Origin of the sequence: Mesorhizobium sp. M7A.F.Ca.US.006.01.1.1, assembly GCF_003997935.1 — a bacterium.
Taxonomy (GTDB): Bacteria; Pseudomonadota; Alphaproteobacteria; order Rhizobiales; family Rhizobiaceae; genus Mesorhizobium.
Genome location: NZ_RZQL01000142.1, coordinates 1 through 18,866 on the forward strand (window position 1 = coordinate 1; position 18,866 = coordinate 18,866).

General features: G+C 60.4%; 17 protein-coding genes and 1 pseudogene. 6 read left to right on the forward strand and 12 right to left on the reverse strand.

The annotated features are described in order from the left end of the window. The first annotated feature begins 289 nt into the window (after window positions 1–289). Window positions 290–541, forward strand: a complete 252-nt coding sequence (locus EN943_RS37700; RefSeq protein ID WP_164753151.1) for a hypothetical protein — start codon at window positions 290–292, stop codon at window positions 539–541. After that, entirely contained in the window at window positions 538–1,104 is a 567-nt protein-coding gene (locus EN943_RS23030; RefSeq protein ID WP_224673557.1) for a DNA-packaging protein, read from the forward strand. The genes EN943_RS37700 and EN943_RS23030 overlap by 4 nt, the downstream gene beginning before the upstream one ends. On the opposite strand, the pseudogene EN943_RS23035 reads toward EN943_RS23030, so the two are convergent. Continuing rightward, a pseudogene (locus EN943_RS23035) lies at window positions 1,029–1,211 on the reverse strand (helix-turn-helix domain-containing protein); the annotation flags it as partial. The gene EN943_RS23030 and the pseudogene EN943_RS23035 sit on opposite strands and share 76 nt — an antisense overlap. Window positions 1,212–1,670: 459 nt before the next feature. Here EN943_RS23035 and EN943_RS23040 point away from each other — a divergent pair. Together EN943_RS23040 and EN943_RS23045 are read left to right on the forward strand one after the other, a co-directional pair. Then, the gene (locus tag EN943_RS23040; RefSeq protein ID WP_013525315.1) at window positions 1,671–1,871 is read left to right on the forward strand and encodes a hypothetical protein; all 201 of its coding nucleotides are present in this window, start codon (window positions 1,671–1,673) and stop codon (window positions 1,869–1,871) included. Window positions 1,872–2,362: 491 nt separating this feature from the next. Continuing rightward, window positions 2,363–4,918, forward strand: a complete 2,556-nt coding sequence (locus EN943_RS23045; RefSeq protein WP_164778329.1) for an EAL domain-containing protein — start codon at window positions 2,363–2,365, stop codon at window positions 4,916–4,918. Window positions 4,919–5,179: 261 nt separating this feature from the next. Here the strand turns inward: EN943_RS23045 and EN943_RS23050 are convergent, their stop codons facing one another. Then, window positions 5,180–5,386 carry a hypothetical protein gene (locus EN943_RS23050; RefSeq protein WP_245459328.1) on the reverse strand — a complete coding sequence of 69 codons (207 nt, stop codon included), beginning with the start codon at window positions 5,384–5,386 and terminating at the stop codon, window positions 5,180–5,182. Between the two features lie 236 nt (window positions 5,387–5,622). On the opposite strand from EN943_RS23050, the gene EN943_RS23055 reads away from it, so the two are divergent. Next, window positions 5,623–7,836 carry an EAL domain-containing protein gene (locus tag EN943_RS23055; RefSeq protein WP_127414762.1) on the forward strand — a complete coding sequence of 738 codons (2,214 nt, stop codon included), beginning with the start codon at window positions 5,623–5,625 and terminating at the stop codon, window positions 7,834–7,836. 202 nt (window positions 7,837–8,038) lie between these two features. Here the strand turns inward: EN943_RS23055 and EN943_RS37705 are convergent, their stop codons facing one another. From EN943_RS37705 to nanR, 10 genes are all read right to left on the reverse strand, one after another. Further along, window positions 8,039–8,263 (reverse strand): hypothetical protein, encoded by a 225-nt coding sequence (locus tag EN943_RS37705; RefSeq protein ID WP_164778327.1) that lies wholly within the window; start codon window positions 8,261–8,263, stop codon window positions 8,039–8,041. Window positions 8,264–8,316: 53 nt separating this feature from the next. Then, entirely contained in the window at window positions 8,317–9,957 is a 1,641-nt protein-coding gene (locus tag EN943_RS23060) for a hypothetical protein (RefSeq protein WP_206522793.1), read from the reverse strand. A 56-nt stretch (window positions 9,958–10,013) separates the two neighbouring features. Next, a complete protein-coding gene (gene ugpC, locus EN943_RS23065) occupies window positions 10,014–11,108 on the reverse strand; it encodes a sn-glycerol-3-phosphate ABC transporter ATP-binding protein UgpC (protein WP_127414763.1) in 1,095 nt (364 codons plus the stop codon). Between the two features lie 12 nt (window positions 11,109–11,120). Beyond that, on the reverse strand, window positions 11,121–11,969 hold the full coding sequence (locus tag EN943_RS23070) for a carbohydrate ABC transporter permease (RefSeq protein ID WP_063173904.1): 849 nt from the start codon (window positions 11,967–11,969) through the stop codon (window positions 11,121–11,123). Continuing rightward, window positions 11,969–12,910: a sugar ABC transporter permease gene (locus tag EN943_RS23075; RefSeq protein WP_127414764.1), complete on the reverse strand. Its 942-nt coding sequence runs from the start codon at window positions 12,908–12,910 to the stop codon at window positions 11,969–11,971. Before EN943_RS23075 ends, EN943_RS23070 begins: the two co-directional genes overlap by 1 nt. A gap of 104 nt (window positions 12,911–13,014) precedes the next feature. Continuing rightward, window positions 13,015–14,670, reverse strand: a complete 1,656-nt coding sequence (locus tag EN943_RS23080) for an extracellular solute-binding protein (RefSeq protein WP_024504468.1) — start codon at window positions 14,668–14,670, stop codon at window positions 13,015–13,017. Window positions 14,671–14,785: 115 nt separating this feature from the next. Further along, window positions 14,786–15,838, reverse strand: a complete 1,053-nt coding sequence (locus EN943_RS23085) for an NAD(P)-dependent oxidoreductase (protein ID WP_127414765.1) — start codon at window positions 15,836–15,838, stop codon at window positions 14,786–14,788. Between the two features lie 14 nt (window positions 15,839–15,852). Further along, window positions 15,853–16,629 carry an aldolase/citrate lyase family protein gene (locus tag EN943_RS23090; protein ID WP_013525325.1) on the reverse strand — a complete coding sequence of 259 codons (777 nt, stop codon included), beginning with the start codon at window positions 16,627–16,629 and terminating at the stop codon, window positions 15,853–15,855. A gap of 50 nt (window positions 16,630–16,679) precedes the next feature. After that, a complete protein-coding gene (locus EN943_RS23095) occupies window positions 16,680–16,985 on the reverse strand; it encodes a putative quinol monooxygenase (RefSeq protein WP_013525326.1) in 306 nt (101 codons plus the stop codon). Then, window positions 16,982–17,692 carry a transcriptional regulator NanR gene (gene nanR, locus EN943_RS23100; protein WP_027163180.1) on the reverse strand — a complete coding sequence of 237 codons (711 nt, stop codon included), beginning with the start codon at window positions 17,690–17,692 and terminating at the stop codon, window positions 16,982–16,984. The genes EN943_RS23095 and nanR overlap by 4 nt, the downstream gene beginning before the upstream one ends. Before the next feature lie 753 nt (window positions 17,693–18,445). Between nanR and EN943_RS23110 the strand changes: the two genes are divergently transcribed. Continuing rightward, on the forward strand, window positions 18,446–18,766 hold the full coding sequence (locus tag EN943_RS23110) for a type IV secretory system conjugative DNA transfer family protein (RefSeq protein WP_224673564.1): 321 nt from the start codon (window positions 18,446–18,448) through the stop codon (window positions 18,764–18,766). Window positions 18,767–18,866 lie beyond the last annotated feature (100 nt).

Genomic DNA, 18,866 nt, shown 5'->3' on the forward strand with positions numbered 1-18,866 from the left:
CAGCACCGGCCCGCCGGTAGCATCGACGATCGTCCATCTATTGAAGGTTACCGACTGTCCCGCGCATTTCCAGCTGCGGGGACGCCTGGGCTTGAAAGAAGCTCACTGGCTTATCCGATGTCGCCCAGACGCAAATTCCGCAGGCAATCCCGAAGGAGATCAACAGGGCGGGCGAGATGGGTAAGCGGTGCAGGGATTGGCTGGGCCTCTTTGTTGCAGACCCGCCCAAAACCTCCTGCAACCGGATCGGTTCGACATAAAATATTTACCGTGTTGGCATGGTTTACGAATGGTTTCGCGGGCCATCCACCTCATGGCCGCTTTGGCTTTGGCCGGACCGGTTAAGGTTGAGCCGGATGATTTGACCGGCTGCGAAACTCCTCGCAAATTCCTCGTTGTCGAAAAGCTGTTGGGTGGTCAGGCCATCCTCGATGATCTGCACCGCCCATTGGCCGTCTATGTGTTCTACCCGAACACCGTCCTTCTGATCGTCGCCCACGCCCGCACTCCCACACAACGATGTGCGAAAAAAACCATGTGATCGGCAATCCAGCAAGTCACAAAACCGTACGAATCCGGCCGCTGGTTAACTTTGTAAAAGCGTCGAAATTTTCGCAAATGCCCGCACCCGCAGGAAACCAATTTTGGAAGGCCCGTAGCTCACACGGCCGCAGCCCGATCATCATCGATCCAGAGAAGCTGTGGACGGCATGTTGCGAGTACTTCGAATGGGTCGACGCGCACCCGCTCTATGAGGCCAAGCCCTTTGCGTATCAGGGCGAGGTGAAGATAGAGAACGTGGCGAAGATGCGCGCCATGACGATTTCACCAGCCAGGTCGAGGAAATCATCCGCACCCAGAAGTTCGAATCGGAACTCACCGGCAAAGACGGCGAACCGTTGCCGCTGGTCCCCGTGGTCAATGTCACAGTCCGCAGTTCTTGACCTGGAGCTGCATCCCAAGCAGGGGATAGCATACAACACCGAAGCGACCGAAACGCTGTATGGTGGCGCGGCCGGCGGCGGCGGCTCCTCATCATGGCGCCGATTGCTCGGTCGGCCGCGCTCCTTCGACACCAGCCCGCCGGCGCCGTCCTGGTCATAGGCTTGCAACAGCCGGTGAACCTGACTGCGGCTGAGATGAAGAAGCTCCGCCGCCTGGACGCTCAGCCGCCGGTCGCGGATCTTCTGGATGGCTTCAAGACGATGCAGCTCTTTTTTGCGACAAGGTGATCAAAGGCATGCCGGCTCCGCAATACGCCCGGTCTCACGCCAGGCAGTGTGAAGTCGTCAGCCTTCCTTTCCAGCTTCGAGTTGGCCAGAGCATGAGCTGTGAAAGTCGGGGACTGTCGCATCTCTAAATTGCTCAAGTGTCGCATCTTTATATAACTGCTACATCCAGAAGTCGCATAACATACATTATGGAACATGAAATTATGATTTGAAATCAATGTGTTGGCAAAATTTATCGGCTGTTAGCCACCCGCTCCATCATGCTTTCGCCGCACAAGAAAAGCAAAATGCGTTTCATCGTTGGGCCACCTAGGCCCCTTTTGTTGCGAATAGCTGCTTTGTGCCGCGAGGACCTTGGGAAGCTATTTCCTTTCGAAAAAACAGATTTTTCCTTTCGGGTAGAGGTTGGGATATGATTGCGCGACAGGAGTGCGATCTATGCAGAGTTTCACCGTCGAGCTGATACGCGACGGCAAAGCTGTGGAACGTGCCGAGGTTCAGGCCGAAAATGTTGTTGAAGCTGCGAAGACGTGGGGACCAGTAACCATCCCGTACGCCGAAGAGCCTGACATCGGCGAATGGATCAGGGTAACGCACCCTTGCGGCAGCACGACAAGTTGGTTCGAGCCGGATCGTTAAGCGCGGCCAATTTAGAGCTCACTGGCCAGGATGCGTCAGGGCTGTGGGTAAGAGCCGTGACGAACGTCACGGCGTCGGGATCATAGCAGAAGATGGACGGATGACCCGGTGCGAACCAGCGATGACAGCATGTAGTAGGCTAATCCATCTTCCTGATGTCGATCTCGCCCCTCCCCTCTCCCAGGCTGTCCGTCTCGCTTTCCCTACCCTTCTTCCGCCCGAGCAGGACGACCCTGCTGTTCGGCGCAGCAGGACTGGCCGGCACAGGCCCAACGGTACTACGCGCAGCGCCCAAGCGCAGCCTTTCGAAACTTGGTGGCACAGACCAGAAGCTTTTATGCAGATTGGAAGTCCAAATTTAAACAGTTCATCCTACGTTGGCCGATGGGCTTTTTGTCAAGGAAACGCAATTGAGCCGGTCGGGCAGAACGGATTTTGACTTTGATGGTGCAAGAAAGGCGGTTTTTTCGACCGCCAACTTGCCGGCGGCAATTGCGTTGGCCGTGCTTGTGATCTGCGCGGTCCTTGCGGACTTGCAGAACACGAAAGTGTCCGATCAACTCGCGCGCGCCGAAGTCCAGGCCAAGGTCAACATCATAAGGGCCAAGCTCGAAGGCAATGTAAACGGTAATCTCCAGCTTGTTCAGGGCCTCGTCTCGGCCATAGTTACAGAGCCGTACATGGGACAGCAGAGATTTGCGTCCCTGGCAAGCAACCTGTTCCGACAGAGATCGCAACTGCGCAACATCGCCGGTGCGCCCGATCTCGTCATCTCGCTGATGTACCCGATGGAAGGCAACCAGAAGGCGATCGGGCTCGATTACCGCAAGAGCGAGGCGCAACGGACGGCGGCGCTTCGCGCGCGAGACCTCGGCGTTCTTGTGTTGGCAGGCCCCGTCGACCTGGCCCAGGGAGGGCGAGGCTTTGTCGGGCGCATTCCCGTCTTTGTGCCGACGGCGGGCGGCGGCAGCCGATTCTGGGGCATCCTCTCCGCTGTCATCGATGTCGATCAGCTTTACGCGGCGAGCGGCTTGAATGACCCCGGGATTGATATTGATGTCGCCCTGACGGGGACCGACGCGCTTGGCGGTGGCGGCAAAAAATTCTTCGGGGGAGACAATGTCCTCGCCGGCAAGCCGGTGTCGGCCGATGTGCAACTGCCTTCGGGCTCCTGGCTGATTTCGGCTATACCGAAGGGAGGCTGGCCGGCCATTCCGAACAATGCGTGGATGTTGCGGGGGCTCATAGCCTTTGCCGGCGCGCTGGTGGTGCTGCCGATCCTGGTGGCCGGGCGACTGTTCGGCGAACGACAGAAAAACTATGCCGAGCTCAGACGTCTGTCTGGCCGCCTTGAGTTGGCCCTGGAAGCTTCTGGAATTGGCGTGTGGGAGCACGACCTGGCCACAAAAGAACTGCTATGGGACGACCGCGTCAACCAGATCTACGGCAAGCCAGCCGATGGCAAACCGCGCGGTTATGAAGACTGGGCGATGGCTATTCATCCCGAAGATTTCGACAGGGCGCGCCAGGAGTTCGACGCGGCCGCCGAGAGGGAGGGACCGTATTCTTCGCAATACCGAGTCCTGCTAGCGGACGGTACCACGCGCCACGTGCGCACGCGCGCAGCCTTCTTCCAGGACATCGGCGGCACGCCGAAGATGATCGGCGCCGAGTGGGACGTCACCAGCGACGTGCTGCTCAATGAGACGCTCATTCGAGAGCGCCAGCTGTCGGAATCGAAAAATGCCGAACTCAAGGTCGCAAAGGCGCATGTAGAGCATGTTGCGCTGCACGACCCGCTGACCGGCCTGCCCAACCGCCGCTATCTCGATGAGTTGCTTGCCGAAAAAAGCGTAACGGGGACCCGCACAGCGCTGCTGCATCTGGACCTCGACCGCTTCAAGCAGATCAACGATACACTCGGCCACGCAGCCGGTGACGCCATGCTGGTGCACGCCTCCAAGGTCATCAAGGTCAACACGGGTCCCGGTGATTCTGTTGCACGCATCGGCGGTGATGAGTTCGTCGTGGTGAGCCATGGACGTGATGACAAGCAACTTTCCGCGCTCGGCGACCGCATCATCACGCAGATGCGCCGACCGGTCGATTTTCAGGGCAACCCGTGCCGGTTCGGGGTGAGCATCGGAATTGCCGCCGGAACCGACGCCAAGCAACTGCTCGTCAACGCCGACCTCGCTCTTTACCGGGCGAAAGGAAGCGGTCGCAACCGACACGAATTCTTTGACGAAGAGCTGCAAAGCGAGATCGTGCGGACCAAGCAAATTGCCGACGAAATCCTGGGCGGGTTGGAGCGCGCCGAATTCACAACATACTATCAGCCGCAGTTCGACGCCAGGACACTTGAGATCGTCGGGGTCGAGGCGTTGTCGCGTTGGAAGCATCCCGAACGCGGCATCCTGGCCCCACAAAGCTATCTCAAAGTGGCCGAAGAACTCAACGTCGTGGCAATCATCGATCGCGCTGTCCTGGAACAGGCGCTTGAGAGTTTCGACCAATGGTCGAACAGCGGTCTCAAGATCCCGCACGTCTCGGTCAATGTCTCCGCCAAGCGGTTGGAGGACAAGGATCTGATCGATGGCTTGCGCAAGCTTGCCATCAGGAAGGGCACGGTGTCGTTTGAGCTGGTTGAGTCCATCTTCCTCGATGAGAATGACGACCTGGTCACCTGGAACCTGGAGCACATTAAGGAACTCGGCATCGACATCGAAATCGATGACTTCGGCACCGGCCATGCCTCGATCGTGTCCCTGCTCAAGCTGCAGCCGCGCCGGCTCAAGATCGACCGCCAACTGATCACGCCCGTCACCCAGTCGATCCCGCAGCGTCAGCTGGTCTCGTCGATCATTGAGATCGGCAAATCGCTCGGCATCGAAGTCATTGCCGAGGGTGTCGAGACGAATGATCACGCGCGCATCCTGAAGGAGCTTGGTTGCGATATTCTGCAGGGCTATGTTTTTGGCCGCCCAATGGACGCCAAGGCCTTCACGGCGTTTGCCCAATCGCGCAAATGGTTGGCCGTGGGGTAAGGTCATGCCTCGCGCGGTAAGGCAGGCAGGCCGAGCGGTTCAACCGGCGCCCAGTCGCGAATTGGCTCGAGCACACTGCACTTGCATCGGCAAACCCACCGCCACCCTTGTCCCCAAAGTGCCCGACCGGCTCTGCGTGCCGGTGAAGTGACCGAAAGCAAATTTCTCGTCAGGTCTCTCAGATCTCATGATCCGACGGTCCGGTGGCGCGGCATGGGCTGTTAGCTCCAGACAGCTGAAGATAGCCAAAAGCGTCCGGCGTTATGGGCGAAGGAGCGCGGCACCAAATTGCGTCCACAATCGATCGCAGTCATTTGCCCTGAGGCTTGGCGTTCCCGGTTCGCCGTAGAAGACCATCGCCGAACGGACATCGTAACCGAGCACCGAGGCATTGGCCACGAACTGAATTGCCATTCCCAAATTCATCGCGTTGATCCTTACCTCGGCTTTAGTGCTGAGATCGACCACGCCGAAAATTTCCGCACCCCCACTTCTGCCGGCCATAACCGTCGTCGAGAGCGCGTTCCCCAAAGCGAGTAGCATTCGTGTTCAGTCCCCGCAAAGGCCGCTCTCGAACGCGCGCGCGGCGAATTTGTTCCTTGGCAGTTCAACGCCGGGTTATCGAACTGGCCTTTTCAAACGTGCAGCTTGCCTGATGCCGCGCCTTTAACGGTCCAGCAGTTTTCTTAGCGTAAAGCAGCCTCATGACGCTGCTCCGGCATTTCGGCGAACCAACACGTCGCCTTTTTTTCAAGCGAACTGCTTTGCCCATCATTGTCGTGACGCTGCTTGTTGCGACCCTCACCACAGGCCTTTTGCTGTGGTCGGCGACCCAGTCCGATGGTGTTGCCGTGTCACGGCAGAAAAGCTTGGTCGCCTTGATCATATCCAAGCTGGAGAGCGGAATAGCCCACGATCAGGAGAGCGTCACCGTCTGGGACGACGCGGTCAGCGCCCTGCGGAGCCAGGATGCCAAATGGGTCGACACCAATCTCGGCACCTGGATGCACACGTATTTCGGCCACGATGAGGTCTACATTCTCGATCCGAAGGACGCGCCCGTCTACGCATTCGCCGATGGATCGGCGGTGGATCCGGCGAGCTACCAATCCATACGCCCGACCACTGCGCCTCTCGTGGAGAAACTCAGGGCGGGGCTGAAACAGGGGGACACCGACGGCGTCACCGAGCAGGTGCTCACGATAGGTGCTTCCGACATGGTCGTCATCTCCGGCCATCCTGCCATTGTCAGCATCAAGCCAGTCGTTTCCGACAGCGGCCACATTGCACAAGTACCAGGTCAGGAATTCCTACACGTTGCCGTTCGCTATCTGGACGGCAGTCTGCTTGCCTCCTTGCGCCAAGACTATCTCCTCGACGACGCACACTTCTCCTGGTCAAACATGCTTAGCCCTGAAGAGGCGTCCTATCCCCTTGTCGGTCGCTCTGGTTCGACTGTCGGCTTCTTTGTGTGGCAGCCATATCGGCCCGGGGCGTTTGTCCTTTTTCAACTGGTGCCAACACTCGTGGTGGTGTTCGGACTGGTACTTGGCGGAATTATTGTAGCTCTGGCCGCTTTGCGCCGGCGGACTTTGAGGCTGATTGAGACCGAGAATCACATCTATCACCTGGCCCACTACGACCTGCTTACAGGGCTGCACAGTCGCGGCCATTTCAACAGTCGTTTGGCTGATGCGCTGACACTGCTGCCCGCGACGGGCGAGCAGCTCGCGATCCTCTATCTTGACCTCGACCGGTTCAAGCAGGTCAATGACAGCTTTGGCCACCCTGCCGGCGACGAGTTGCTCAGGGAGTTCGCAGACCGGCTGAGGCGGCTGACCGTGGAGGTTGACACGGTGGCGCGCCTGGGCGGTGACGAATTCATTATCATCCAGCGCGCGGTCGCAGGCGAGAATGAGGTCAAAACATTGTGCGAGCACTTGATCGAGTCCGCGCGCCGGCCGTTCGAGGTCGCCGGAGTTCAGGTTTTTGTCGGGGTGAGCGTCGGCGTAGCTCTTGCTCCCAGGGACGGGGTGGACCAGGTCGAGTTGGTGCGGAAAGCCGACCTCGCCCTGTATCACGCCAAAGCCGGCGGTCGCAGCGGCTATGCTCTGTTTGAACCCGAGATGGACCAGACGCTGGCAAAGCGTAAGGGTCTCGAACAGGACCTGCGCAAGGCGCTGCAAACGCCCGGCCACATCCGGGTGCATTATCAGCCGCTTTACACCGCCGACACCAACAGGATGACGGGCGTCGAAGCCCTCGCGCGCTGGTCGGACGCAGAGCGCGGTTGGGTCGCCCCTGACTTGTTCGTACCATTGGCAGAGGAAACGGGGCTCATCGAAGTTCTAGGCGAGCTGGTTCTGCGCCAGGCCTGCCTTGACGCGGTGCTTTGGCCGATCGAGACCCTGGCAGTGAACGTATCGGGGTTGCAGCTGAACAATCCGAGCTTTGCCATGAAAGTGACGAGCATCTTGTTGGAAACGCAAATGGATCCACGGCGGCTCGAGCTGGAGGTTACGGAAAGCACGCTCTCCCAGCGCCCCACCGAATGCCAGCAGAACATGGCAGCGTTGCGCAGTGTCGGGGTGCGCTTTGCGCTTGACGATTTCGGTACGGGATTTTCCTCATTGGGCCGACTGCAGAGCCTGGAAGTGGACAGGATCAAGATCGACCGAAGCTTCGTGCAGGGCTTTGGCGGCTCGAACGGTGACGAGGCCATCGTTCAGGCGATTATCGACCTGGCTCGCGCGACTGGCCTCAGCACCACAGCGGAAGGGGTCGAGACCGAGAGCCAGTGCAATTATCTGCGCAAGCTCGGCTGCGACCAGCTACAAGGCTTTTTGCTTTCAAGACCGGTGCCAAAAGAGGACCTTCAGGAACTCCTCGACGGCGGATCAAGGCGGGCGACCGCATGAAAATGCGTCTATGTGATTCCCGACGGTCGACGATGCCGCACGCGGATGCAAGCAGCGAATCTTGGCGGCCTGGGACAAGGTGCGTCGACACTCCCCTGGCCAGTGACGCCTGACGATCTGTGTCACCCGCTTCGGGCCAGAGCGATTGATGCGGCTGCGCATGACGCTGGGCTCAACTCTCAACCTCAGCGCACATCGGGCTCTAGGTCGAAAATGGTAGGTCGAGATCAACTCGCGCGACGGCGTAAGCGTCAAGCGAGATGAATTGGTCATCCAGCGGTCTTGCGGTACTTTCCATGAAGTTGGGATCGGTTGCCGCCCGTTCGAACTGCTCGGCGCCAAGAAGAGCTATACGGGCACTGCTCGGCGCATCCGGAAGTTTCACAGATTGCGCCTTGGAGGTGAGGTTGGCGACCCACAGTGTCACGCGCCAATCTTTTTCAGCTGCGATCGTCGCAATGGCGTCAGCGCCGGAAGTTCCTACGGACAGCAGGGTGGCTCCGCCGAGCCTGAGAGACCCGCCATGACATGGAAAGCGGGATAGACCGTTCGGCCGTCCTGCTGGTCATACCATGGCTGGACGAAATCAGCCTTCCTGTGGATATGGCCAAAGGGGCCGGTGAAGTCCCCTACCGCGACGGCCTCGACCCCTTCGCGAGCGCAGGCCGCGAAATAGCCGAGCGTCCATGCCGCATTGAACAGCCCGCGCTGCCGCGGATCGATGCGGCTCAGACATATGCGGGCGTTCGCTTTGTTCGGCGCGGTGCCCTTTCCGTAGGGGTTCTCGCGGCAGCCGAGCTGACTGGGACCTATGCGCAGCGGCACGCGGTCGCCCGTGAAAGCATGTGCCGAGCGTATCTGATGAGGGATAGCCTGAAGCGTTTCCATCACCGAAATATCATCCGCCGCGTGCACGCTTGGACAGGTGGTGAAGGTCACGTAGTCGAGCGCTTCGGCTGGCGGACGCTTGCGATTGAGTTCGGTGAAGTAAGCGGCCATGCCTCCGCCCAGCCCGATCCCCGGGAAAGCCCGGCGAGCGGCGGAGTAGCATTCGTGGAAGCTGGGCATGACCGGCCGCGGTGCTCCCGGCTGAACGGATTTCATGTCCTGCGCCGGAAAGACGGAGACAGCTTCCAGTTTGAGGCCGATTGTATGGACCGCATCAGCGACGGGCGCCAATTCGCCGAATGGGTCGAGCGTGCCCTTGGTGATGATCTCGAGGACCACGCCTGCGCCGGTCAGCCGTGCAAGCGCGGCGTAGCTTTCGAGTTCATCTTGGCCGTGTCCGAATCGGAGATCGACTTGGCAGACCATCCACTGCGGAGCCATTCGTCGTAGAAGCTCGGGGGATTCAAGCGCGTGCCTTGCCTCGTCGCCAGCAACGCCGACGCCAACGCGAGGCACTTGGCCGACGGGTCTGCCGATCGTCAGGTTGATGAGTGGATTGCGGTTTTCAGACGCCCCGGCACGAAGCGTTCCTGACACGTGAAGCCGGACGACCTGGGTGAATTTCTGGCCCTTGGGCAGTCGGTAAGGCCACGGGCGACGCAGAGGGCGGACATAGGTTTTATAGGAAGCGTCAGACCAATTGCGTTGATCCTCCATCTCGAAGGCATCACCGTCCATGGTGCATGTGGCCCAGATCCCAGGCGCGATCTCATGCGACAACGCCCGGATATCGGTGAACGGACATTTAGGGTCGATGTGGTCCGGAAAGAGCGATAGCTCATCATGACCATCCTCATGCAGCACCTTTACCGGCTTGCCCGCCAAGGCTTCGATCGGATGAAGGACGATGAAGCCGGTCCGATTCGTCAAAAGGTCAGTCTCGGGCTCTGCCTCGGCCGCAAAAGCCAGCGCACCATCACTACTGCCCGAGATCCGTACCTGATAAACCAGGCGACCGGATGTTGCGGAACATGTTGCACGGTATGCGACGCTGAACACATCCAGCCCTTCATCGATGTGGAGATCATCGAGAACGGCTGTAGCGGTTCCCCAATTTTCGTCCCGCACAAGGAACGAGATTCCGCGCAGGATCTCAATTCCGTCAAGGCGGATGTAGCGTAACGCCCCATTGTCGAAGTCGACCGACAACGGTCCCGCGCGAAGTGTGCGCAAGGGTGGCTCGACCTGTTCGGTTCCACACAAGCGGATGGCTCGAGATGCTGCCAAGGTCAAATTGCTTGCTCCGTCGCAGCGTCAAAAATCGACGCCCGGTTCATGTTGATGTCGATCGGCAGTCTCTCGCCGGGACGGCTGACGTCGTGCGCCTGAAGCTCCGCCACCACTGGCGCGCCGGCAAGGCGGAAGATCGCATAGCTGCGCGAGCCAGTCGGCTGCAGCAGGTCGATGGTTGCATCATAGCGCAGCGTGCCCGGCTCGGGGGTAGCAGCGTGCGCGCGTGTCAGATGTTCCGGGCGCAGCCCGAGCAGCACCGACTGCCCATCTATAGCGCCATTTAGAGTCCGCCCGGGGGCGATCGGCAGCAGACCATCGGCCAGCCGGATGGCGGCGGCGCTCCCGTCCAAAGCCAGCGTGCCCGGCAGGAAGCTCATGCGTGGGGAACCGAGAAAGCCCGCGACGAAGATCGAGGCGGGGCGCTCGAACAGTTCGAGTGGCGCGCCCTGCTGCTCGATCAACCCGTCGCGCATCAGCACGATGCGGTCAGCCAGTGTCATCGCCTCGATCTGGTCATGGGTGACGTAGATCATCGTCGTGGCGATGTCCTGGTGAAGGCGCTTGATCTCGCCGCGCATTTCGTCGCGAAGCTGGGCATCCAGATTGGACAGCGGCTCGTCGAACAGAAAGATGCGGGGGTTGCGGACTATGGCGCGGCCGATGGCGACGCGCTGACGCTGCCCACCGGATAACTGGCGTGGAAATCGCCCGAGCAAGGGGATGATGCCGAGCATACGCGCAGCCTCGGCAACGCGCGCCTCTACCTCGGGCTTCGGCATCTTGCGCGCCTTGAGACCGAAGCCGATGTTCTTCGCCACGCTCATATGTGGATAGAGCGCATAGTCTTGAAACACCATCGCCACGTCACGATCGCGCGGCCGCAAGTCATTGACCACCTCGCCGCCAATCTCGATCGTGCCTTGCGAACTCTCCTCCAGTCCTGCAATCGTCCTCAAAAGGGTACTCTTGCCGCATCCGGAGGGGCCGACCAGAACGGTGAACTCACCGTCGCGAATGTGGAGGTCAATGCCGCGCACCGCATGGAAGGCGCCGTAGCGCTTGTGCAAGCCGGTGATCCTGACTTCAGCCATGCCTGCCTCTTTCTATCCGCGAACGGCGCCGAGCGTCAGCCCGCGCACGAGATGTCGTTGAGCAAGGACTCCCAGAGCGATGGATGGCACGAGGGAAACAATGGCCAGGGCCGCCGCTTCACCATATTGCGCGCCCTGGAAGCCGATGAAGGAGCGGAATACGGTTGGCAGCGTGAACGCAGTTCGACTGGTCAAAATGAGCGCGAAGAAGAACTCCGTCCAGCAAGCGATGAAAGCGAAGACGGCCGCCGCGACGATGCCCGGGGCGGCAAGCGGCACGGCAACACGCCAGAACGCCTCCCAACGCGTGCAGCCATCGACCAGGGCCGCCTCCTCCATCGACTTCGGCATGCCGCGGAAATACGCGAACATCATCCACACCGACACCGGCAGCGTGAAGACCGTGTAGGCGATGATCAGGCCAATATGGGTGTCGTACAGCCCGACGCCACGATAGATAAGGAATACCGGCAGGACGATGCCGATCGGTGGCAGGAAGCGCTGTGACAGCACCCAGAAAGACAGGTGCTGGCCGCCCGTGTTGTAGCGCGCCAGACTATAAGCCATCAGCGTGCCCAACAACGCTGAAAGCACCGTGGCCGACAGCGAAATGATCAGACTGTTGATGAGCCCGTCGAGGCCGCGATAAGCGAACAGCGCAGCTTTGTAGTGTACAAGGGTCGGCTCGGTAGGGAACCAGACGGGCGGCACGGTGAGGTAGTCGTCGCTCGGCTTGATCGAGGTGTTGAACATCCAGTAGAGGGGCCACAGCACGAACACGAGGAAGAAGCCGAGCAGCAGCATGCGACCGATCGGCACCGACCGGCGTTTCCTGCGGCGGGCGGGCGCGACGGCGGCCATCAGACCGGCTCCACCTTCAAGAGCCGCCGCACCAGCAGCGTCACTACCAGCGCGGTGAAAATCAGGAATAGCCAGCTTCCGGCCGTCGCCTGCGACAGATGAAACTGGGTGAAGCCGACCGTGTAGAGATAGTAGGAAGCCGTGTAGGATTGCGTACCCGGGCCGCCGCCGGTCATGATAAAAATGGTATCGAACATTCGGATGGCGTCAAGCAGGCGGAAGGTCAACGCCAGCAGCATCATAGACCCGAGATGCGGCAGCGTGATCGCCCAGAAGGCCTGCCAGGCATTGACGCCGTCGAGTTCCGCCGCCTCGTAGAGGTTCGGAGGGATTGCGGTAAGCCCGGCGAGCAGGACGACAAACATGAACGGAGTCCACTGCCAGACATCAGAGATGATCAGCGAGACATAAAGCCATGGGCGCTCGGTCATCCAGCCGATCGTCACCTCCTGCCCCAACAGTTGCGTCAGGATGTAGTTGGTTGGCCCGAAAGGCCGCTGAAGCAGCAGCGTCCACGCTTGGCCGACTATCACCGGGCTGATGAAAAGCGGCACGATCAGGATCGACATGACGACACCGCGCCCCGGAAAGCTGCGCACCATGGTGAGCGCCACCAGAAGGCCCAGCACGAATTCGATGGCGACGCTGATGCTCGACAGGCAGGCCGTCAGCAAGAGCGACCACCGTGCCACGGGATCGAACACCACCCGCTCGAAGTTTTTCAAGCCGACAAAGGCGTGGCCCGGCACCTGGAAGTCGTAGTTGATGAAGGACACGACCAGTGAGAACAGCAGCGGATAGATCGACAGCGCCAGTATCAACAGCACCGCGGGCGCGACCAGAAGCCATTTGAAGTGGCGGTCCGCCCACTGTGCGAGGGTCGAAAGCCGAGGCGGGGCGCCGGTGGTCGTCATGCGACTGATCGTGGTGGTGTGCGGCATCGATTTATTCCAAAGATCGCCACGCGGTTGAGCCAGGGTGTTGCGAGCGAAGCGCCCGCAACACCGGTCTGGTGCTAGAAACCCGGCTCCCCTCCAGGCGAGTCTCAGAGGGTGACTGCCATGCCAAGCTTCTCCACTGTGTTGTCAGCGGTGGCGCCGGGCAGTTTCAGGAACTCGGTGTAGAATGCCTTTTGCGACTCCATCCCGAGCCGATCGGTCGTCTCGTTCCACTCGGCGGCCGCCGTTTCCAGCGATGCTTTCGGATCCGCACCAGCCCACACTGCGGTGCACATGCGATCGATGCTCAAGAAATAGTCCTGCGCACCTGGCATGATCGGGTCGAGCAGGCCGACATTCGCCGAGTTGTTGAGGTTGGCCAGGTACTCCTTGGCGCTCGGGAACAGTGCTCCATAGAGCTCCGACTTGAAATGCGAAATGCGGTATGGGTCGCGCAGCGCATAGGGCAACATGCAGCGCGCCAGTGAGACGGGAGGCGAGCAGGCCCACTGCATGAACAGATACGCCGCCTCCGGATTGGGCGAATCCGCCGACAGCGCCTTGTTGTAGCCGGTGGCATGTTCCGGATTGCCCGGCACGACGGCATAGCCAACCTTGCCAGCGATCTGCGACTGGGGAATGAAGTTGATCGCCGTGGCGGATTGCGAATAGTTCGCCGCCATCCGGCCGCTTGGAGGCCAGGAATAGATCATCGCAACCTTCCCCGTCAGGAATGCCGCCCAAAGGGAGACGGCGTCGAGCTCGTTGTTACCGGGGATCGAGGCCTTGTTGGCCGCGAGCATGTTCGTCAGCGTCTTGACGCCCGCATCCGACACCAAGCCGGCCTTCATGTCGTCGCCGAACAGTTTCCCGCCGTTGGCACGGTACTGCTGCAGAAAGTCGAACTGATTGCCCGGGCTGCCCGCCTTGCGGAAGTGGCCTGCACCATAAACCTTCGGTGCCATCTGGTCGGTGATGAATTGGGCGATCTGAGCATATTCCTCCCAGGTCTTCGGTGGTCCGAGCTTCGCGTTGAACTTGGTCTGGTAGGCCTCCATCATCTTCGGATCCTCGAAGATGTCCTTGCGGTAGTAGAGAGCGAACATGTCGCCGTCGTCGAAGAAGCCCCAGATCTTTCCCTTGTAGGTCGGCAGCGCCTTGTAGAGAGGATGATAGTCCTCGAGGTCTGCAGGGTTCATATATTTGGCGATATAGTCGTCGAGAGGTGCGATGACGCCGCCATCGGCGAGCGACGGTGTCCAGGCTGGCGAGATGTCGAGCACGTCATAGGCGCCTGAGCCGGCAATGTGCTCGGCGACCGCCTTGGAGTATTGATCGGGATTCGACAGTTCGACCACATTCGACTTCATGCCCGTAAGCTGCTCCCACATCGGCCCACTGAAATTGCGTGGATCGAGCGCCTGCAGGCCTGCCTCGTAGGTCATGTTGATCGTGACGCCCGCATGCGCCTTGGCCGCCTCGACCGCGCGGAAGGCGGAGCCCTCCGCCGGTCCTTCCTTAGATGCTTTCAGCGCAGCGGCCTGCGCCTGTCCCAGCGGCGACGTGGCGTCGGCCAGTTCGAGCTTCTGCTGCGCCAGCGCCCAATCGGTCATCATACCCAAAATGGGTGCAGACGCTGCCAACATACCGGTCATCTGGCCGAAGCGGGTTATGAAATTCCGGCGGGTCGTTTCGCCACGCATGAAGGCGTCGACCTCTGCTTCGAGACCGGCCTGAAAGTCACGTTTTTCACGATCGTTCATAGTGCTTGGTCCTCCCGTTTTCTCATTTGCTCACTCGTCCGCAGGCGCGGCGGTCGAGCATTCCTCCCGTAAGGCCCCCGCAATGGCCGCGGCGGCGCGCCAAATTCTCGCACTCCTAGCTTCCGAAGCGGCCCGCGAAAACGGCCAGCCTATCCTTCCACCGCTCGCTCGAAAGCACCTCGCGATTGACCACACCGCGCGGCTCGCGACCATGTTGAACCTCGATTACCGCTTTGACGTCTGCAGCGCCGTTGCCGGCAAAGCACTGGTCGGTCCAGCACAATGCGTGCGGCGCAAGGATGACGTTGTCGAGTTTGAGGATTGCATCGTCAGCATCCGGCGGCTCCTGCTCCAGCACGTCGAGACCGGCGCCGGCGATACGACGCTCCCGCAGGGCTTGTGCCAACGCCTCCTGGTCGACGATCGGGCCGCGCGCTGTATTGATCAGGTAAGCAGTAGGCTTCATCAGGGCGAGCCGCTCGGCACTGACGAGATGGCGCGTGTCAGGCGTCAGCGGACAACTTACCGACAGCACGTCGGCGCGACGAAACAGATCTTCCAGTCCGACCAGCTCCACGCCTAGTTCGGCAGCGACCTTCTTGTCTGCAAATGGGTCATGGGCGATGAATCTCATATCGAAGGGCTTTGCCAGGCGAAAAACTTCGGCGCCTATGTTGCCGATGCCGAGCGACCCCAGCGTACGCCCCACGAGCCCGACACCCATATGTTGGGAGCGCTCCTGGAAGCCATGAGGTCCCTTACGGGTGAGGGCGTCCTTCGTGAACAGCTTGCCGGTGAGTGCCAACATAAAGGTGATGACGGATACGGCGACCGGCCGTCTTACCCCATCGGGCGTGATGACCAGAGCGATGCCGGCGGCAGTGCAGGCCTCGACGTCGACAGTATCGTAGCCGACGCCGAAGCGGGCAACGACGGCCAGCCGACCGCTCTTGGGGACACTCGTGGAAACGAAGCGATGAGTGAGAAGGATCAGTGCATCGAAGTCCTCAAGCTGGTCGGCGCGAAGCGGGTTATTCGATTCCAGGAATGTCATCTCGAGGCCTGGCGCCTTGCGCAGAGGCTCCAGGTCGAAGTCGGGATAGGTCAGCGAGCCGTCCGGCATGCGGAAATCACCGGAAAGCGCCACCTTGAACTTTAGGTCGCCCATTCTCTCCTCCGTTCTTACTGGCACCCGGCCCGGATTTTGGAGACCGCGTCGGCGATCGCGTCGTGCAGTATCCAGACGTCGCCCGAATAACAAATGAAGTCGAAGCCTTGTGCGTAGAACTCGTGGCCCTGCTGGACGTTGGGCACCAGGCGCCCGAGCGACTTGTTGTGCCTTTTGGCGGCGGAAACGATTTTGGCCATCGCGGCGATGAAGGTCGGGTGCGCGAAGTCGCCGGGAATGCCGAGCGAGACCGACAGATCAAAGTGACCGACCCACAGACAATCGACGCCGTCCAATCCCGCAATGCCGTCGATGTTCTTGACGCCGTCGGCGGTCTCGATCAGGCAGATGAACACCGAGCGCTGGTTGGCCGCCTCGAACTTATCTGCAACCGAGCCCGGACGGTAACGGTCATGCGCGATCTGCAGCGCCACGCCGCGAGCGCCAGCCGGATGGTATTTCATGGAACTGATGATGTGCTGCGCCTGCTCGACGGTACTCACCATCGGCGCGATTAATCCTTCGGCCCCCATATCCATGGCGCGGGCGAGGAAATGGTAGTCCTGCGATGGCACACGCACCATAACCGGCAGGTCGGCCGCCTCGAAATAGCGGATCGCGCTCTTGACCGTTTCCAGGCTGAAGCCCGAATGCTCCATATCGAAAAAGGCGAAGTCACAGCCAGCGGACTTCAGGATGTGGCCTATCCCCGGCGTCGCGAACTCGGCGACAAGGGTCCCGAGCTTGACGCGTCTGTGAGACGCTAGCGCCTTGAGACTTGGCTCCGACATGAACTTCCCTCCCGTTCGCCCACAAAGGGCGCATTGCGCCTACGCGTTCTTCAAGACGAAGCTTCGACAACAAGGTCGCAGATCGTCACCAGCTTGGTGTCGACGAGCGGCGCGCTCTGCGAATTGAATTCCTCGAAATGGGCTGTCCGGCAGTGGAGCTTGAATGCAGCCTCGCTGTCGTAAATCTCGTAGAGCAGGACCCGGTCGGGCTCGCCGCGTGCCTGCGTCACATCAAAGCGGCGGCAGCCGGCTTCGCGGCGAACCGACGCGGTCGCGTTGGCGTCCACGAGCTCTCGGAATCTGCCCCGGGCACCCGGCTTGAGGCGGAAATCGACCCAGACCACGAAGCCGCTCATCCCTTGCCACCCGCAATTTCAAGATAGCGTCTGGAGACATATTCCAGATGCCTGCGCATAGCCGCTTCGGAGGCGTCTGGATCGCGCGCGGCGACGGCATCAAAGATTTCGCGATGAGCCTCGTAGGCCTTTCGGTCTTCACCTTTGGCCAAAGTTGTGCGCCGCTGTTCCAGCAGCCATTCGGCCAACGCCGCGTGAATGGCTGTGAAGATACGATTGCGGGTGATCACCGCCAGCACGTAGTGGAAGTCCACATCGGTGCGCTCGAAGCGCGTCAGGTCCCCGATCGACTGCCGGTTGATTTCGAGCGCCTCCTTGAGGCCCTCAATATCCTCTGACGTGGCATTGATGGCGGCGTTGCGGGCAAGCCCGACTTCGAAAAACAAACGCGCGCTCTGGAAGTCATGAACCCCGCCAGGGGCCGAAATCATGTGGCGCGCCGGCCCCGAGAGGGCGTCGATCACGAATTGGGGGGTTGGCCGAGTGACGCGGGCGCGCTCGCCGGATTTCACCTCGACAAGCCCCATCTTGCTCAGATGCAGCAGGGCCTCGCGGATTGAAGGGCGCCCGACCCCGAACTGCCGCATGAGTTCCCGCTCGGATGGGAGCCGGTCGGCTTCGGCCAGCTCTCCCTTGCGGATCATCCGCTCGAGGTGCGCTGCAACCTCCTCCGAAAGCTTCCGCGGTTTGATCAGAACTCCGATCATGTGGCATACCTGTTATACCAGTCGGATACGCTAGGCTCCCAGAGCGCCTCTGTCAACGATCAATTGGGCTGGATAGAGACCGAACAGAGATGCCCAGGCTCGCGCGGCCCGCCTCTTGGATGGCAAGGACGACGATCGATGGGCTGCTCGTAAAAGATCAGCGGCGCAACCTTCACGCCCTCGACCTCGACCACAGGAGTGGCACAGACATGTGCCCTCGCCCCGCTGCGCTGCCCGACCCAGGCAAGCCAGGGCTGCCAAAGGGCGAGCGGATTTCCGCTCCAGCCGATCGCGCCAGCGGCCACACCGCCGGTGATGAAACCAAGCGAATGCAGCGCTTCAAGGCATGAAAGTGAGGATAGGCCTTGCAAGGCCGAGAATGCCGTCGACCTGAACCCGTCCACCGTGAGTCATATGAACCTGGGTATCTGGAGTGAAGGAAGCCATCGCCCGGAGGAACCACACCGCCGACGAAGGCTGTGATGATCCTACCCTCGGAATCGATTGTGCGAAGTTAGGAATTCCCAAAGCGGACCGGTTCCGCGGGCGCACAGACCTCGCGGGAGATAGCCGCGCACAACCGCAAGGTAGAAGGCCTGCGACCGGGGCGGACAGATATGGCGATGTCACCGACTCTGGGCTCGTGCTGAATTGCTTCGATTCGCCGAAGGCCAAGCGGATAGCTCGGTGTCATGTTCAGCCGACACCCACTCCATACGACGTCGTCGAACCACTGCTGCGCGGCGTGACGCAATGGGTTCCGGAACCAAAACTGCGACCCGATTGCAGGATTGCGACTCGTCGCCAAGCGCATTTGTCCGCGAAAACGTCGCCCGCTTCATCAACATGACACCGGAGACATTCTCGGGCATCTATGGGGCCGCATCCAGGGAAACGCACTGGCTGTCCTATGAGCTACGCCGCGCTCGTCTCGGGCAGAAGTTTGCGACCGACGAGGTTGCAGCGGGCAAAATCGACATCTCATCAACGTCGACTCAACACACTCGAGAACCATCCGGACCTCGCCCGGGTCATCATTGGCTCACTGATGAATGCCATCTACAATCGCAATGAAGCAGGCCAGTTCGGATCTTGTCGATGAGCTGATTTCCATGAAATTCGTTCAGGAGATGAAATCCACCCAACAGCGCGTTGGCAAGCCTCCGACCCCGCT

Excerpts from the sequence above, each read along its gene's own strand:
- EN943_RS37700 (WP_164753151.1), top strand. The coding sequence starts at position 290 with ATGGTTTCGCGGGCCATCCACCTCATGGCCGCTTTGGCTTTGGCCGGA.
- EN943_RS23040 (WP_013525315.1), top strand. The coding sequence starts at position 1,671 with ATGCAGAGTTTCACCGTCGAGCTGATACGCGACGGCAAAGCTGTGGAA.
- EN943_RS23055 (WP_127414762.1), top strand. The coding sequence starts at position 5,623 with ATGACGCTGCTCCGGCATTTCGGCGAACCAACACGTCGCCTTTTTTTC.
- ugpC (WP_127414763.1), bottom strand. The coding sequence starts at position 11,108 with ATGGCTGAAGTCAGGATCACCGGCTTGCACAAGCGCTACGGCGCCTTC.
- EN943_RS23070 (WP_063173904.1), bottom strand. The coding sequence starts at position 11,969 with ATGGCCGCCGTCGCGCCCGCCCGCCGCAGGAAACGCCGGTCGGTGCCG.
- EN943_RS23075 (WP_127414764.1), bottom strand. The coding sequence starts at position 12,910 with ATGCCGCACACCACCACGATCAGTCGCATGACGACCACCGGCGCCCCG.
- EN943_RS23080 (WP_024504468.1), bottom strand. The coding sequence starts at position 14,670 with ATGAACGATCGTGAAAAACGTGACTTTCAGGCCGGTCTCGAAGCAGAG.
- EN943_RS23085 (WP_127414765.1), bottom strand. The coding sequence starts at position 15,838 with ATGGGCGACCTAAAGTTCAAGGTGGCGCTTTCCGGTGATTTCCGCATG.
- EN943_RS23090 (WP_013525325.1), bottom strand. The coding sequence starts at position 16,629 with ATGTCGGAGCCAAGTCTCAAGGCGCTAGCGTCTCACAGACGCGTCAAG.
- EN943_RS23095 (WP_013525326.1), bottom strand. The coding sequence starts at position 16,985 with ATGAGCGGCTTCGTGGTCTGGGTCGATTTCCGCCTCAAGCCGGGTGCC.
- nanR (WP_027163180.1), bottom strand. The coding sequence starts at position 17,692 with ATGATCGGAGTTCTGATCAAACCGCGGAAGCTTTCGGAGGAGGTTGCA.
- EN943_RS23110 (WP_224673564.1), top strand. The coding sequence starts at position 18,446 with ATGGGTTCCGGAACCAAAACTGCGACCCGATTGCAGGATTGCGACTCG.